Raw genomic sequence first — 15,140 nt, forward strand, 5'->3', positions numbered from 1 at the left:
ATCATTCATATTTGATGAGAAATGCGTCGTATGTCCCTAGTTTGTTTTGGCCATCAAAACTTCCGGATGTATATCCTGTGACATACAAAACCCCAAAACGATCCGAAGAAATCCCTCGGCCCGTCAAATCAATGGATGTATTCCCTGATAATCGAATCCATTCTAAATTCCCATTTGCATCATATTTAGTCAAATAAGCATCATTATTTCCTAATTTGCTGATACCGAATAAGTTACCATTTGTTCCACCAAATGCATACACATGACCTGAATTATCTGAATAAAGACCATTGACCATCGTAACACTGGATCCACCACCACCTAACAGTTTTGTCCAAACTTTCTCACCAAAAACATTGAAACGAGTTAAAAATTGAACTGTTGTACCACTTTTGGTTATACCTTCCAAATTTCCATTCGTATCACCAGCTACATAAATGGATCCTTTTTGGTCGACAGACATAGTTCGAATTTGAGTTGTAATTCCTGTTCCACCTAAAAATTGAACCCATCTCAAATTACCATTTAACTCAAATGCTACGATGTATGAATCAGTTACGTTTCCAGGTGGAGTTTTATTAAACAATTGAGCTGTTGCACTAATTTGCCCAGACACGATTAAAGACTGAGTTGTGGCTTCATACTGAATATTTTGCCCATAGGAATTAATCCCAGTGCTATCAAAAAGTTTTGTCCAAACTAAATCTCCAACTGGATTATATTTAAAAATGAAGGTATTTCGTGCACCTGTTGCAGATTGACCGTTTAACAGTTGTTCTTCTGTATTTCCAGTAATATATACATTTCCCCATGGATCAGATGTGACTCCATACCCTAATGTTTCGCCACCAGTAGGGACAACTCTTGTCCAAAGAATCACTCCAGAACTATTCACTTTGATTAGTAAAGAACCAGCTCCAATTGATCCAAGTTCATTGAATGGAGTGTTAGCAGAACCGATCAGATATAAATTACCAAATATATCGATATGGGACAACTCCACATAGGTTGAACTTGTAACAGTGCTACCTGTTTGTTTTGCCCAAATCAATTGACCATCTGGTTTGAATTTTGCGATGAGAATATCATTTTCTGAAGTGGGTGATATTTTGGTTTGTCCAAGAATAGATCCAGTGGTAGTCCCTACCATGTATACATTTCCACTTCGTTCTACTGCAGTTGAATTTCCAAATGTTTGAAAAGTGCCAGATTGACCAAAAATTTTGGTCCACTGTTTGTTCCCTTGGTTGTTTTGTGGCAGCTCAATACAATCCCAACCATTCAACATACATTTCAAAATCTGTGTTTCCAAAAATGATTTTGATTGGAGATCAGAAGGATTATTTAATACAGATGGTTTACATTGAAATATAAAAATAATGATAAGAATAGAAAAGAATATTAGAATATACTTCCGCATCAATCTTTCCAATTTCATTTTTAAATTGTGATTTTCAAAATCAATCATCGGTGTAACTGTAAAAATGGAATCTTTAGCTTTTTAAGGCTGGATCCGGAAGTCCAACTTCCAAAAATCCCTTTGCTCTTAAAATGCATGAATCACATTTTCCACAAGGTTTCCCAACAACAGGATCATAACAAGAATGCGTTAGGTGGAGTGGAGCGTCTACTTGGATTCCTAGTTCAATAATTTCTTTTTTCCCAAGATGAAGGAGGGGTGTTCTAATTTGGATGGAATCCCCAATACCACTTACCCCTTTTTTGGTCCCGAGATTTGCCATCTTTTGAAAGGATTCGATAAACTCAGGCCGACAATCTGGATATCCAGAATAATCTAAAGCATTCACTCCAATGTATATGGAATCATATCCATGGCCTTCCGCGAGCGATAAAGCAAAAGATAAAAACAAAATATTACGCCCAGGAACATAGGTATTCGGAATCTCTTTATCATTGCCGTTAAACAGTGATTTGGCGTTTTTTCTCACTTTGATCTTTTTTTCGGTAAGAGAACTTCCTAAAAAAAATCCAGGATCCAATTTTTGGATCACATGTTTGACTCCGAGCTCTTTTGCTATTTTTTTACTTTTGATGAGTTCAATTTTATGTTTTTGGGAATAATCAAACGAAAGGGCGAGGATTGGTAATTTTTTGTTTTTTGGGTATCCAAATTCTTTTGCTGCAACGTAGAGACAAGTAGTAGAGTCAAGCCCTCCTGACAACAGTACGACGGCACCTTTTTTTTCAAATTTGGATTTTTGTGAGGAATCCGAAACGGAAACCATTTATTTTTTTGGCCCTCTATACACACATGAACTTGTACATGTTTCGTAGAGAGTGATTTTATCGAGTAGTGGAAGTTTTGGTTTGAGTTGGTTCCAAAGCCAAACAGCAATGTTTTCACTTGTGGGATTTTCTAGGCCAGGCACATCATTTAACACATAATGATCCAAATGTTCGTCTAAGATCGGTTTAACGATAGACTTCAGTTCGCCGAAGTCCATAATCCATCCAGTATGAGGATCGATTTCACCCTTTAGATACACGGCAAAACGAAAACTATGCCCGTGCATTCGTTTGCATTTGTGCCCTTCTGGGACATTTGGCAAAAAATGGGCGGCTTCAAAACCAAAGGTTTTGGAAAGTTCGATCTCTTCCATCACTCTTCCGTTGCGTATTCCGTAAATAGTGACTTTTGGTTTCCTGCGTGGTCTTGGAATTCGACAGGGTAATTGGATGTAAAACATGCATCACAAAAACCACCACCTTTATGCCCTTCCACAGCCTTATGCATTCTATCTAATGTTAAATAGGCAAGTGAATCCACACGAAGGTACTTTTGAATTTCTTCAATGGTGTGAGTGGACGCTATAAGTTCTTTGTGAGTTGGAATATCAATTCCATAATAACAAGGGGCAACCGTTGGCGGAGCAGATACTCGGAAATGAATTTCTTTAGCACCAGCATTCCGGATCATTTTGATAATTTTACGACTAGTGGTCCCTCGCATTACCGAGTCGTCAATGATGACAACACGTTTTCCATTCACCACTTCCTTTACCACATTGTATTTAATTTTGGCACCAAAGTCGCGGATCTTTTGGTCTGGTTCAATGAAGGTTCTACCAATATAATGAGAACGAACAAGACCACTTTGGTAAGGAATGCCTGACTCTTCACTATAGCCAAGAGCCGCAATGTTTGCGGAATCGGGAACAGGGATGATCACGTCGGCTTCTACCGGCATAACACGTGCTAGCTGGCGACCGAGAGACTTTCTTACTTTATAAACAGATTCTTCAAAGATATACGAATCAGGTCTTGCAAAGTAGATGTATTCAAAAATACAAAGGCTTGGTTTTGCTTTTGGGAATGGATAAAGAGACCTCATTCCTGTATGGTCAATCACTACCATCTCACCAGGTTCCACATCCCGAACGTATTCTGTTTCGGTAATGTCAAACGCACAGGTTTCCGATGCAAACACAATTGCTCCATCAGAACGTTTCCCCATCACAAGAGGGCGAAATCCATTCGGATCTCGAACGGCAATGAGGTATCTTGGAGTTAAAACTAACAAAGAATAGGCCCCTCGCACTTGTGCGAGAGATTCACAGAGAGCTTCCAGAAGGTCAGATTTATGGCTTTTCGCCATTAAGTGGACAATGACTTCGGAATCGATAGTGGTTTGGAAGATGGAACCATCGCGTTCGAGTTTGTTACGGATGTCCCAGGAGTTCACGAGGTTCCCATTATGGGCTAAAGCCACAGGACCCAAGTGAGATTCCACGCGGATCGGCTGAGCATTCCGAAGAAAACTCGCTCCCGTTGTGGAATACCGGTTGTGGCCAATGGCAGAATCCCCGATGAGCTCTTTGATCTTCGGTTGAGTGAAGATATTTGCCACAAGACCCATATTGGCATACCGGTATAAGTGTGATCCATCGGTTGAGACGATCCCACTGGACTCCTGGCCACGGTGTTGCATCGAGTACAAACCTAGGTAGGTAAAATTAGCAGCTTCCTTGCTATTGTAGATGCCGAATATGGCACATTCTTCTTTTGGTTTGTCAGATTGGAGAATCATTGTTAGAATGACAATTGCAGTATTTCCATAATCCCAATTAGATGCAAATCAATTCCAACTATATTCTCGTCGATACAGCAAAAGCTTTGGATTTGGCCCTGATCAATCTAAGACAGTCCAAAATCATGTCGATTGACACAGAGTCCTCGGGTTATTACACATATTACCCCAAAGTTTGTCTCATTCAGATCAATTCCAATGGCAAAAACTACCTCATTGACCCACTAAAGATCACAAATTTGTCAGCTTTGGGTCCTTTGTTTGAAGATCCCAATATTCTGAAAATCTTCCATTCGGCACAAGATGACATCAAAGCCCTCAAAAGAGACTTTGGGTTCAAATTTGTGAACACAGCAGATACAATGATCAGTTCTCGTTTATTGTCTTTAGAACAAAGTTCGTTATCTTTTGTCGTGGAACATTACCACAAAGTGACTCTCTCCAAAGTGGAACAAAAGTCCAATTGGGAAATTCGTCCCTTACAAAAACAACAACTCAAATACGCTGCCCTCGACACAGCGTACTTAGAATCCATTTGGTTAAAAATGGAAGAGGAACTCAAACGAAGGACATTATACGAAGAAGCAAAGTCAGAATTTGAATTCATTGCTTCTGAAGATTACGTGGCAAAGGAAGGAGAAGGATTTTCTCTTGGAAAATTTCCAGACATCCTTAACTTCACTCCGCTGGAACGAAGGAAAATTTTAGAACTCCTTCGTTACCGAGATGAAAAAGCAAAACGGATCAATAAAGCAAGTTTTCGTGTGTTTAATAATGACCGATTATCACAAGCGGTTAAGGGACATCCGAACGAAGAAAAATGTGTGGAATGGTTTGGAAAAAAAGACGGAACCGAAATTTTCAAACTTTTGACTGCTGAATACAATGATCCTATTGATACTTCTGAACTTTCGAAACGTCATGGCGAAGACTTAAACGAAGACGAAAACCATAAATTCGAAAATGCTAAAAAATGGCGTCTCCGCATTATGCGCGCTAGACGAATGGAACATTCACTTCTTCCATCGAATAAACAATTGATCACAATTCTAAAAGCAGCTCCTAAAGATTTAGAAGAATTAAAAGCCCTCCATGTGTTTTCCGATTGGAAAGTACAAAACTATGGCCCAAGTTTACTCGCTGCCATCCAAGGACTTCCTTTTGATTCGATGATCAACCGTTTGGTGGCGATTCGTTCCAAAGAAGCATTTGTTGCCAAACGTAGGAAAAAACAAAACCAAAACTCGAAAGACGAGGGTTGATGTTACCCTACAAGTCCTTTGTCGAAAAACTTTCAAGGGACTTTGATCAGATCCCAGAGACATCGGAAATTAAATCCGGTGTCATTTTCCCCTTGTTTGGTTCTAACACAATTGCCGAAGGGATTATCCTCACAGAACGCGCCAAACACCTAAAATCCCACCCTGGGCAAATTTCCTTTCCAGGTGGAGTGATGGAAACATCAGACCCCAATCTACTTGTCACTGCCCTTCGGGAATGGGAAGAAGAGATGGGTGTTAAACAAACCACTCTTGATGTACTCGGCAAATTGGAAGGACTCCATACTCGAACGGGGTTTCACATCACTCCCTTTTTAGCGAAATACAATGGGGATTTTTCTTTTTCCAAAAATGTTGATGAGGTGGAACGAGTGATCCTGCTTCCATTTTCTGAACTTTGGACAAAACCTTTTTATGCAATTGAGATTCCCAATCGAGAACCAAAACATTTTGCGTATTATTTTGATTTGCCAGATGGACTTTTATGGGGAGCTACTTGTGAAATGATCCTTCGTTTTTTGAAAGACCATTCTTCCTTTGATCGAACACCCAAATTGGTCAAACCTAACCTGGCAAAACCACCTTTTTTAGATCCCAAATCCCTCTAAGGTCATTTCTCGTATTCGCCGATGATGTATAGGTGCGAAAACGAAAAGGTAAGAATTCAAAAAATTTACAGACTCATCCATTGGGAAGGTTGTTTGTATTGTTACTTTTTTTGTTTTTTTCCTATCCACATTCCATTGTTCCCCAAACAGCAAATAACAAACGCTATGTTTTCATTCTGGATGCTAGTGGTTCCATGTCTGAAAAATGGGATGGCAAAACACGAATGGCGGTCGCCAAAGAAAAACTCATTCAAGTCTTAAGTGGACTGCCTAAAGATGCAAGTGTTGGTCTTGTGGCGTATGGAAACCGAATTGCAGGTTGCCAATCTGCAAGATTGTATCACCCCATCCAAAGAGGAGGAGCAAATGTCGTTAGCCAAAAACTCGCTACAATTGTCCCTGCAGGGTCTACTCCCATTGCCCAAACCTTACAAGTCGTAGGCGAATACTTATTAAATGACCAAATTGAAACTGAAATTATTTTTATCTCCGATGGAGTTGAAAGTTGTGAAGGAGATCCAAAATCTGTTTTGTACAATTGGCGCCAGTCAGGAAAAAAATTTCGTCTCCAGATCCTTGGAATTGACATTGATCCGAGAGGTGAAGAAGATTTAAAACGCCTATCCATTTTAGGAGAAGGAAATTATTTTCCGTTAAAAGGACCAGAAGACTACGACCGTTCTTTCCAAAAGATATTTTCCCATTTGCAAACCCCAGAAACAAATGGAAACTTCACAAATATTCCTTTCACACCACCAATTGATTCCTCACTCCCAACCACTCCCAACACTGGTAGAATTCAAATCGTCAATATTTTACCGTACGAAGATGGATCCGAAAATGGGTATATCGTAAATTATGAATATTCTGCAACCAACCCTACCGAATACATGATCCAATTTTACCTCTATCCTGCGGATGAAAAACGCAGGAGTTTTCCCATCCCTCCCCTTCGGGAAAGGAGAATGGGAGACCTCGTTAGCCAAAAAATTGAATTGAAATTGGGAAAAGAAGGAAAAGGAAAATTTGTGATCCCCTTACCTCCTGGAAAACGAATGAAATCATCCCTCGAACTCTGGGATATGACAGCGGTACCCAAAATTATTGCCCTTTCGGAAGAAAAACCCATTCACGATAACTCCAATTTTGACCGAAATGAAAAGTAATGAGACAGAATTCTAATATTCGGAAGTGTTTTGCTTTGGGAATTTTATTCCTTTTCGGTTTGGGATTTGGAGATTTCCATCCCTTATACGCTGAACGTTCCACCCATTCTGTTTTTGCCAAAGAAAGGGACAAACAAGCAGACCTTCTCTACCAAAAAGCAAAAGAATTTTTAGAAGACCGTAACCATTACCAATCTGTCGAAACCTGCAAAAGTTTTTTAATTTTGTACCCTGGGCATCCCAAAACGAGAGAGGTTCGAAAAACTTTAAGTTCGAATTACCGAATGACTGGTGACATTTTGGCTCTTGCGGAGAATGAACTCAAAATCTACAAAGAATTTCCCAATACGGAAGAAGGCCTAGAATCTTACTTATTGTCTGGTAAAGCCTATGTGCGTATGGGCAGAGAAGACAAAGCCTATCAGATTTTTCAGGACATTATCAAAAATACGTATTCGAGTAAAATTGCCCAAGAAGCAGAATTAGAACTGACTCAGATGGAAATTTTAGGAGAGAGTAAAAATAAGTAAATTTTACGAAAATATTGCCCTAGGGATCTCCGATAATAAACTAGGCACGTTGAGCAAAAAGGGTCCAGAGATTTAAGAATGTCGTTTTTTCAAATGGTTACTTTCCCAGCGAACTCCTACATCATTGTAGAGGGGAAAAAGGATGCGAACAATTTCTATATCATCCGTGAGGGGAAGGTACGTGTCACTCGTGAGACAGCTGTTGTCGGTGAGGACCCCAATCAGGTTTTAGGACCAGGTGACTTTTTTGGTGTTGTTGCTGCAATGAGCCAACACCCACAGATTGAATCTGCTACTTCCCTTACCAATGTATCTTTAATCTCTGTTAGTTACGACCAATTTGGAACCCTCATCCAAAAATCAACTGCAGTTGCGATGAATATCATTCGTTTCTTCTCAATGAAGTTACGACAATTTGATACAACCATCACCAGGTTATCCTTTCGAAATGCTGTTGAAGAAGATCCAAACGAACTTTTCAAAATTGGGGAATATTATTTCCAACAGCAAAATACTTCTCACGCAACATTTGCTTACCAAAGTTATTTAAAACACCTTCCTAATGGTCAATTTGTACCGCAGGCAAAACTGCGATTACAAACAATGAACCAACCTTTCCAATCAGCTCCCATTGATTATACAAAGTTCAATCGGAATTACAAAGACAGTGAAATGATCTTTTGTGAACATGAGCCTGGTAAAGAACTCTTTATCTTACAAAGTGGAAAGGTTAAAATTTCGAAAATCGTAAACCAAAACGAAGTGATGCTCGCGGTGCTCCAAGCCGGGGACATTTTTGGTGAGATGGCAATTTTAGATAATAAACCACGTTCTGCTTCTGCAGTGGCAGCTGGTGATGTCGAACTCCTTGCAATTAACAAAGCCAACTTCGAAGGTATGGTAAAAGCGCAACCGCAACTTGCAACTCGACTCATCACACTTTTGTCCGAACGGATTTGGATTGCTTACAAACAATTAGCAAACCTTCTCCTCAAAGACCCACAAGGTCGAATTGTGGACACACTCATGACCCTCGCGGAAAAAAATCGCATCAAAGTAGCGCCGAAACAAGCCTATAATTTTGAGATTGGAACCAAAGACCTTCTGAAGATGGTGGGTCTCACTGATCCGAAGGACGAACTGATCATTTCCGATATCATGAAAAATAATAAATTTATTCGAATGGACATGGGAAAAATTGTTTGTTCCGACATGGCAGAATTAGAAAAACTCGTCCAATTCTATCATAAAAAGGCTAATATGGAGAATAAGCTCAAGAAGTTGAAATAACTTCTTGCCAAACGATTTCTCCAGACTTATGTTAGAGGCCAAGGAAATATGAGCGATAAGATATTAGTGGAAGAAAAGGGAAACACGATCCGTGTTCGCTTTATGGACCAAATCCTGGACGGAAATGCACCTGAGTTACGGGAAATTTTAGCGGATATTTTGGAAAAAGTTGTCATCGTGAGTTCCCTAGGGATCTCTCGTCTCCTTTCGTTTAAGAACAAAGCTGACGAAAAGAAAATGACGGTCAAAATTGTGAACATCCAAGACAAACTAAAAGAAACACTGAAAAAATTGATGTTAGATCAGTTTTTTGGAATTTAATTCACAACAACAATCCACTCTTTCTTAAAACCCCACTCGGTATTCCAAACACTTATCATCGTTTGGAATTCTATTGGGGAAATTTGAATTTTACCAACTTCTCACCTATTCACTTCACATTTTGATTTGATTTTCTTACTGTATCGTTTTTGATTCAACCCCTATGTCCAGACGTGTTCAGAAACTTTTATACCGGATACAACTTGCACACCTCACCAAAGGTTTGAATGATGAAACGGCCCGTGCGTTACGAGTGAATGCGACCTTCCAAGTGGTAATGTTTTTATTACCAACTCTTCTTGTTCCAGTCATCATATTTACGGAACCAAAAGAGACCCATCTCACATCTTTTATTTCTTACTTTTTACTCGTGATCCCTTTAGGAATTGCTCGTATTTTACTCTATCGAGGTAAATTTACTCTGAGTGCTATCATCACTTTGTTAACTAGTAATTTTCATATTCTATCACTAACTTATTTCCAAGCAGATGATCCCGCACCCTTGGGATTTTTACTTTTTTCAATTATCCCCTTTATCATGATTCCGAGAAAAAACAAATATATTCGTATTTTCTTTGTTAGCTTGTCATCGTTTTTATTTTTAGGTTCCATGTATTATTATAGAGTAATGGGCGGAGAAGGACTCTATGGTCCACCAAAATGGATTGTGCCTGCTGATTATCTAATGCCTCCACTCGTTATGGTTGTATACTTTTTTATACTTTTAATCAATCAATTTGTAAAAGCAGTAAACCAAGCAGAAGACAAACTCATAGCAGAAAATCATAAATCTGAAAGTTTATTGTTAAATATTTTACCAATAGATGTTGCACGAGAATTAAAACAGAATGGCGTGAGTAAACCAAAACATTTTAAGTCTGCCACAGTTTGTTTTACTGATTTTGAAGGATTTACTAAAATTGCAGAGACATTATCACCGACAGAACTTGTAGAAGAATTGGATCGATGTTTTTCCTATTTTGATAGCCTTATGGAACGTCACAATTTGGAAAAACTCAAAACCATAGGTGATAGTTATATGTTTGTTGGTGGAATACCAAAACCAAACAAAACACATGCCGTTGATTGTGTCCTTGCCGCACTTGAAATCCAAGCCTTTATGAACCAAATGAAGGAAATCAAAGAAGGGCAAGGATTCCCGTATTGGCAACTTCGACTTGGAATCCATTCAGGAGAACTCATCGCTGGTGTGATTGGCGATAAAAAATTCGCATACGATGTATGGAGTGATACAGTCAATACGGCAAGTCGGTGTGAATCTTCTGGAATGACAGGGAAAATCAATATTTCAGCTGAAACCTATACATTGGTGAAGGATTTTTTCCAGTGTGAATACCGAGGGGAAATCCCTGCCAAACACAAAGGTCAAATCCAAATGTATTTTGTGGAAGGGTTACTTCCTGAATTACAAAGGGAAGGGCATCCCAAAATTCCGAACCAAGAGTTTATGAATCGTTATCAAGTTCTCAGTGGTTTGAATCGTGGTGACTAATTTGAATTTGTTCTTTTAGATTCAATAAGATTGAATTCTCACAATAGGATATTTGAAATCCTATTGTGATTCATCTTTTGTATTTTTAGAACTCGCTTAAAATCCTTGTGCTTTTAAATCTGCTTCCATCATAATTTTTACAAGTTCTTTGAACTTTACTTTTGGTTCCCAACCTAATTGGCGTTTTGCTTTCTCAGGATTTCCAATGAGTAGTTCCACTTCGGTTGGTCGGTAGTACTTTGGATCAATTTTGACAAGGACTTGGCCAGTTTTTTTATCCTTTCCAATTTCGTTATCTTCCTTTCCTTCCCAAACCACTTCATACCCAGCAATTTTATAAGACTCTTCAATGAATTCACGAACTGTGTGAGTTTCATTGGTAGCCACAACATAATCATCTGGTTTTTCTTTTTGTAACATCATCCACATCATTTCAACGTAGTCAGGAGCATAACCCCAGTCACGTTTTGAATCAATATTACCCATTGTAATGAAAGGAAGTTTGCCAGCTTTCACTGCCGAAACACCGAGAGTGATTTTTCTTGTAACAAATGTTTCTCCACGTCTTGGAGATTCATGATTAAATAAAATTCCATTTGATGCGTGCAAATTGTACGCTTCTCGGTAATTCACGACTGCCCAATATGCATACAGCTTTGCGACTGCATATGGGGATCGTGGATAAAATGGTGTTTTTTCTGTCTGTGGAACTTCTTGGACAAGTCCATATAATTCAGATGTGGATGCTTGGTAGAATCTTGAGTTAATGCCTGTTTGTTTGATCGCATCTAAAATTCTTAATGTTCCAACCGCATCCACTTCTGCTGTGTATTCAGGTACTTCGAAAGACACTTGAACATGGGATTGAGCAGCTAAATTGTATATTTCCGATGGTTGGATTTTTTCAAGAATACGATTGAGATTGGAAGAATCAGTGAGATCCCCATAATGTAAATGGAGTTTTGGGTTTCCATGGAGGTGTTCAATTCGGTTCCGATTGAATAAACTCGTTCTGCGGACGATACCATGGACTTCGTATCCTTTTTGTAAGAGAAGTTCTGCTAGGTAGGAACCATCTTGGCCTGTGATTCCTGTGATAAGTGCTTTTTTCATAGATCAGTGAACAGTTTTTCAATATTCTTTCGAAAGAAAAGGAAAAATGGAGAAAGTCTGGCGAATAATCCCAAATTTCCCACCAAAACAAACCATGTTTCCTTTGGTTTTAGGGGATACCGAAGGAAACTTCCAACGAATTAGAGAGGGTTTCTGTGAAATGGGCAGGATGGAAAGAAAACTGCCCAAAATGGGGACTGGTTCAAAACAAATCTTCGATAATTTTGGCTTTTTTCGTTGTGAGTAAAAAAGGTCGTCCAAAGGAATTGGTAAGTTCTCCCTCTGGGTCCACTCCACTTGCTTTGTAAATGGTCGCGATGAGATCCCTTAGATGGACGGCTTCATTTGGTTTTGTTGGTTTGGCACCTAGTTCATCTGTTTCTCCAAACACAAATCCTTTGTCAATGGGACCACCTCCCAAAAGAGTGGACCACACTTTAGGATGGTGATCACGTCCATCCCTCGAACCAACATCAGGAGTACGGCCAAACTCACTTGTTAAAACAAATAACGTTTGTTTGATGAGACCTGTTTGGTTCAGGTCTTCGAGAAGAGCAGCAATTCCCATATCGGTGTCTTTCATTATTTTTGTGATTTGAGCTTTGTTACCTGTATGGGTATCCCAACCACCAATCGAAATATGGATAAAGGGAACTTCTTGTTTGGCGAGGCGTTTCGCGAGTAACATTGCCTTTCCTTGCCAAGTGGTTCCGTAACGGGCTTTTGTTTTTTCGTCCTCTAAACTAATTCGAAAACTATCAATGTCTTTTGAATTTCGAAATTCTTCTGCTGCCATTAACATTTTTTTCCAATGTTTTGTTTCCTTTGATGGATACGTTTTAGAAAATTCATCGTTCATAAAGGAAACTAAGTCTTTTCTTCTGAAAAGCCTTTCATCAGAAAATTTACCAAACGAAGGGTTTAAATGTTGGATGGGTTCATCCACATTCCCCACATGATAACCTGAATAATTGATTCCTAAAAATCCAGAATTCCCATTTTTGCCACCTCTCCCACCAATCGACACATAACTTGGGAAATACGAAGATTTAAGTTTTGATTTTTTGGCATAGGCAATCACAGATCCAAAATGAGGAATGTCGGGAAATCCCATCGCTTCCGTCATTCGGTATCCAGTTCCAAGTAACATTTGTGCAAATCCATGGTCTCCATCTTCACTCCAAGTAGAGCGAATGATTCCTATCGAATGGAGTTGTTTTGCAGTGAGAGAAAATGGTTCGAGTAATGAAAGGCCGGAGATACTAGAAGGCACTTTGGCAAAAGCACTATTTGGTTTTGGATCCAAGGTATCCACATGGCTCATCCCACCCATCATCTCTATAAAGATAACTGATTTTACTTTTGATGGGAGAGCTATGGATTCAGGTTCTTTTTCATCTTCATCAGCGCGAAGGGAAACAAATGGATTTTGGGAAAATAGAAACGATCCCATTCCAAGACTCAACATGGTTTTTGTTAAAAATTCTTTGCGATCCATTCTGGTTCCTTAATTAATATGTTGGAATTCTTGACTATTTAAAAGAGCCCAAAAGAGATCTTGTAATAAATCTTTGTCAAAGACTGTATCTGGTTTCGTTTGGTAGGTTTTTATTTTTTCAATTTCCGCTTTTGTTGGAAAACGTCCTAACAATCGAAAGTACAAATTTTGAATCACTAGGTTCATTGATTTGGACTGATCAAATTCGGCCTTTACAAGGGATTGGTTATTGCCAAAATCCCAGACTAATTTGCCAACCACACGTCCATTCATTAACGTTAACATCTGTTCGATTGTAAGTTCAGAAATATCATCTGATATATCTACTCTTTGACCAGAACCAAATACAGAAAGTATGGAATGATAAGGTGCTGGTCTTTCGACTTCTACAGCGTTTGTAATTTCTTTTGGATTGTCTAAAGGAAGCCGAATCGTACCTACTCCTGTTAAATCATACGGTTTTTGGCCAATGAGATTGGTAAAAAAGGAAAGATTCCGTTCTCTGATGTTCCCTACTTTTTGTAAGTCAGAAACTCTGATAAGAGAGTTGAGGAGTTGGTCACTGTCCAATCGTTTTGGAGTAAAAAATTGAATTGGATCATCCTTTCCAGATTGGTTTGTGACACTACGCATATAAGCATTGGAAGTAACAATGTACAAAACCAATTCTTTCAGTTTTAGTTTGTTTGCTAAAAAGTATGCGTCCAAATGGTTTAGAATTTCTTCGCCTTGAACCACCGTGTCTTCATTCCAATCATCAAGTGGTGTAAAAAAACTCCATCCCATGAGTTCAGTCCATACACGGTTTATGAATACCTTACGGAACCTGTCATTGGATTTGTCTGTTAACCATGATGCAAAAACCTTTCTTCGATCCTCACCTGGTTTTAGGATAGCTTCCTTACCATCTAAAAACTTAGGTCTTACCAAATCTCCTCCAGGAGCATCATCTGTATGAGGAAAACGAAGGCCCAACTTAGGTTCGAAATACAAAGTAGCAAATTCAAGTTCGTGTTTTTTTTGGTAGTCTTTTCTCTGTTCGTCGGTCCATTTGTTCCAATTGTCTCGGTTCCATTCATTATTTTTATCTTGGAGGTTTTTTTGTTCCTCCATAGGCAAATGAACTTCTAATTCTCTCGGAACATAACTGACTGTTTTTCCATATCGATTGGCTTCCCAACTACCATCCCGAAAGTATTGTTGGCTAAAAAATGCAGCGAGTGCATAATAATCTCTTCTTGTAAAATCAGAAATATAGGGATGGTCATGACACCTTGCACATGCCACTCGTTTTGCATAAAATAGTCTACCAACATACTCTGCTGTTTGTAAAGGATCTGCTCCATCTCGGATGTAAAAGATGGTGGCTGGCGATTCTTTCACTGAACCAGTAGAAAGAATCATTTCTGTTACCAACTGGTCGTATGGTTTATTGGAATGAATGGAATTGGCTAAGTATTGGAAAAAAATTCCTGTTGGGATTTTTCTCCCTTTTGATTTATCACGGAACATGGCAGCAAATTGATTCCCCCAGTATTCCGCAAACTCGGGCTGTTTTAAAAAACGAACCGCAAAAGATTCTAATGTTTCCTCTTTAGAATTTTCTAATTCGCTCCATTCCGAAACATTTGGAATCACTCCGCGCAGATGTAAAGATAATCGACGGAAGATTGTTTTTTTGTCCGCCTTTTCTATATTAGGTGATATTTTGAAATACAGTTGATCTAAAGGATGAACTGCATTCTGTTTTGTTTGAATCACAATTCGAAGCAA

14 protein-coding genes are annotated in these 15,140 nt (G+C 39.0%); 7 read left to right on the forward strand and 7 right to left on the reverse strand.

Features of this window, described 5'->3' with window-relative positions; genetic code table 11:
• Position 1: 1 nt before the first annotated feature.
• The 4 genes from DI076_RS12925 to purF all read right to left on the reverse strand — a co-directional run bounded on the left by DI076_RS12925 (position 2) and on the right by purF (position 4,048).
• Positions 2 to 1,420 (reverse strand): SBBP repeat-containing protein, encoded by a 1,419-nt coding sequence (locus tag DI076_RS12925; protein WP_108960962.1) that lies wholly within the window; start codon positions 1,418 to 1,420, stop codon positions 2 to 4.
• Positions 1,421 to 1,493: 73 nt separating this feature from the next.
• Complete coding sequence (queC, locus tag DI076_RS12930) at positions 1,494 to 2,246, reverse strand: 7-cyano-7-deazaguanine synthase QueC (RefSeq protein WP_108960224.1); 753 nt, start codon at positions 2,244 to 2,246, stop codon at positions 1,494 to 1,496.
• Entirely contained in the window at positions 2,247 to 2,621 is a 375-nt protein-coding gene (gene queD, locus DI076_RS12935; RefSeq protein WP_012387208.1) for a 6-carboxytetrahydropterin synthase QueD, read from the reverse strand.
• Positions 2,621 to 4,048, reverse strand: coding sequence for an amidophosphoribosyltransferase (gene purF, locus DI076_RS12940; protein ID WP_108960225.1), 1,428 nt, complete (start codon positions 4,046 to 4,048; stop codon positions 2,621 to 2,623). The genes queD and purF overlap by 1 nt, the downstream gene beginning before the upstream one ends.
• A 41-nt stretch (positions 4,049 to 4,089) precedes the next feature.
• Here purF and DI076_RS12945 point away from each other — a divergent pair, with 41 nt between their 5' ends.
• The 7 genes from DI076_RS12945 (at position 4,090) to DI076_RS12975 (ending at position 10,756) form a co-directional block, all read left to right on the forward strand.
• Positions 4,090 to 5,310, forward strand: coding sequence for a ribonuclease D (locus tag DI076_RS12945; RefSeq protein WP_108960226.1), 1,221 nt, complete (start codon positions 4,090 to 4,092; stop codon positions 5,308 to 5,310).
• Positions 5,310 to 5,936, forward strand: coding sequence for an NUDIX hydrolase (locus tag DI076_RS12950; RefSeq protein ID WP_108960227.1), 627 nt, complete (start codon positions 5,310 to 5,312; stop codon positions 5,934 to 5,936). The genes DI076_RS12945 and DI076_RS12950 overlap by 1 nt, the downstream gene beginning before the upstream one ends.
• 194 nt (positions 5,937 to 6,130) lie before the next feature.
• The gene (locus DI076_RS12955; RefSeq protein WP_439957314.1) at positions 6,131 to 7,102 is read left to right on the forward strand and encodes a vWA domain-containing protein; all 972 of its coding nucleotides are present in this window, start codon (positions 6,131 to 6,133) and stop codon (positions 7,100 to 7,102) included.
• Positions 7,102 to 7,632 (forward strand): tetratricopeptide repeat protein, encoded by a 531-nt coding sequence (locus DI076_RS12960; protein ID WP_108960229.1) that lies wholly within the window; start codon positions 7,102 to 7,104, stop codon positions 7,630 to 7,632. The genes DI076_RS12955 and DI076_RS12960 overlap by 1 nt, the downstream gene beginning before the upstream one ends.
• Positions 7,633 to 7,710: 78 nt before the next feature.
• Positions 7,711 to 8,922 carry a Crp/Fnr family transcriptional regulator gene (locus DI076_RS12965; RefSeq protein WP_108960230.1) on the forward strand — a complete coding sequence of 404 codons (1,212 nt, stop codon included), beginning with the start codon at positions 7,711 to 7,713 and terminating at the stop codon, positions 8,920 to 8,922.
• A 48-nt stretch (positions 8,923 to 8,970) separates the two neighbouring features.
• Positions 8,971 to 9,243 (forward strand): STAS domain-containing protein, encoded by a 273-nt coding sequence (locus tag DI076_RS12970; protein ID WP_108960231.1) that lies wholly within the window; start codon positions 8,971 to 8,973, stop codon positions 9,241 to 9,243.
• A gap of 163 nt (positions 9,244 to 9,406) precedes the next feature.
• Positions 9,407 to 10,756, forward strand: a complete 1,350-nt coding sequence (locus DI076_RS12975; RefSeq protein WP_108960232.1) for an adenylate/guanylate cyclase domain-containing protein — start codon at positions 9,407 to 9,409, stop codon at positions 10,754 to 10,756.
• Between the two features lie 96 nt (positions 10,757 to 10,852).
• On the opposite strand, the gene gmd is transcribed toward DI076_RS12975, so the two are convergent.
• The 3 genes from gmd to DI076_RS12995 all read right to left on the reverse strand — a co-directional run bounded on the left by gmd (position 10,853) and on the right by DI076_RS12995 (position 15,128).
• The gene (gmd, locus tag DI076_RS12980) at positions 10,853 to 11,869 is read right to left on the reverse strand and encodes a GDP-mannose 4,6-dehydratase (RefSeq protein WP_100725525.1); all 1,017 of its coding nucleotides are present in this window, start codon (positions 11,867 to 11,869) and stop codon (positions 10,853 to 10,855) included.
• A 202-nt stretch (positions 11,870 to 12,071) separates the two neighbouring features.
• Positions 12,072 to 13,367 carry a DUF1501 domain-containing protein gene (locus DI076_RS12990; protein WP_108960234.1) on the reverse strand — a complete coding sequence of 432 codons (1,296 nt, stop codon included), beginning with the start codon at positions 13,365 to 13,367 and terminating at the stop codon, positions 12,072 to 12,074.
• 9 nt (positions 13,368 to 13,376) lie between these two features.
• Positions 13,377 to 15,128 carry a DUF1553 domain-containing protein gene (locus tag DI076_RS12995; RefSeq protein ID WP_439957294.1) on the reverse strand — a complete coding sequence of 584 codons (1,752 nt, stop codon included), beginning with the start codon at positions 15,126 to 15,128 and terminating at the stop codon, positions 13,377 to 13,379.
• Positions 15,129 to 15,140: the final 12 nt, after the last annotated feature.

The organism is Leptospira ellinghausenii (assembly GCF_003114815.1).
In the GTDB taxonomy this organism is placed as follows: Bacteria; Spirochaetota; Leptospiria; order Leptospirales; family Leptospiraceae; genus Leptospira_A; species Leptospira_A ellinghausenii.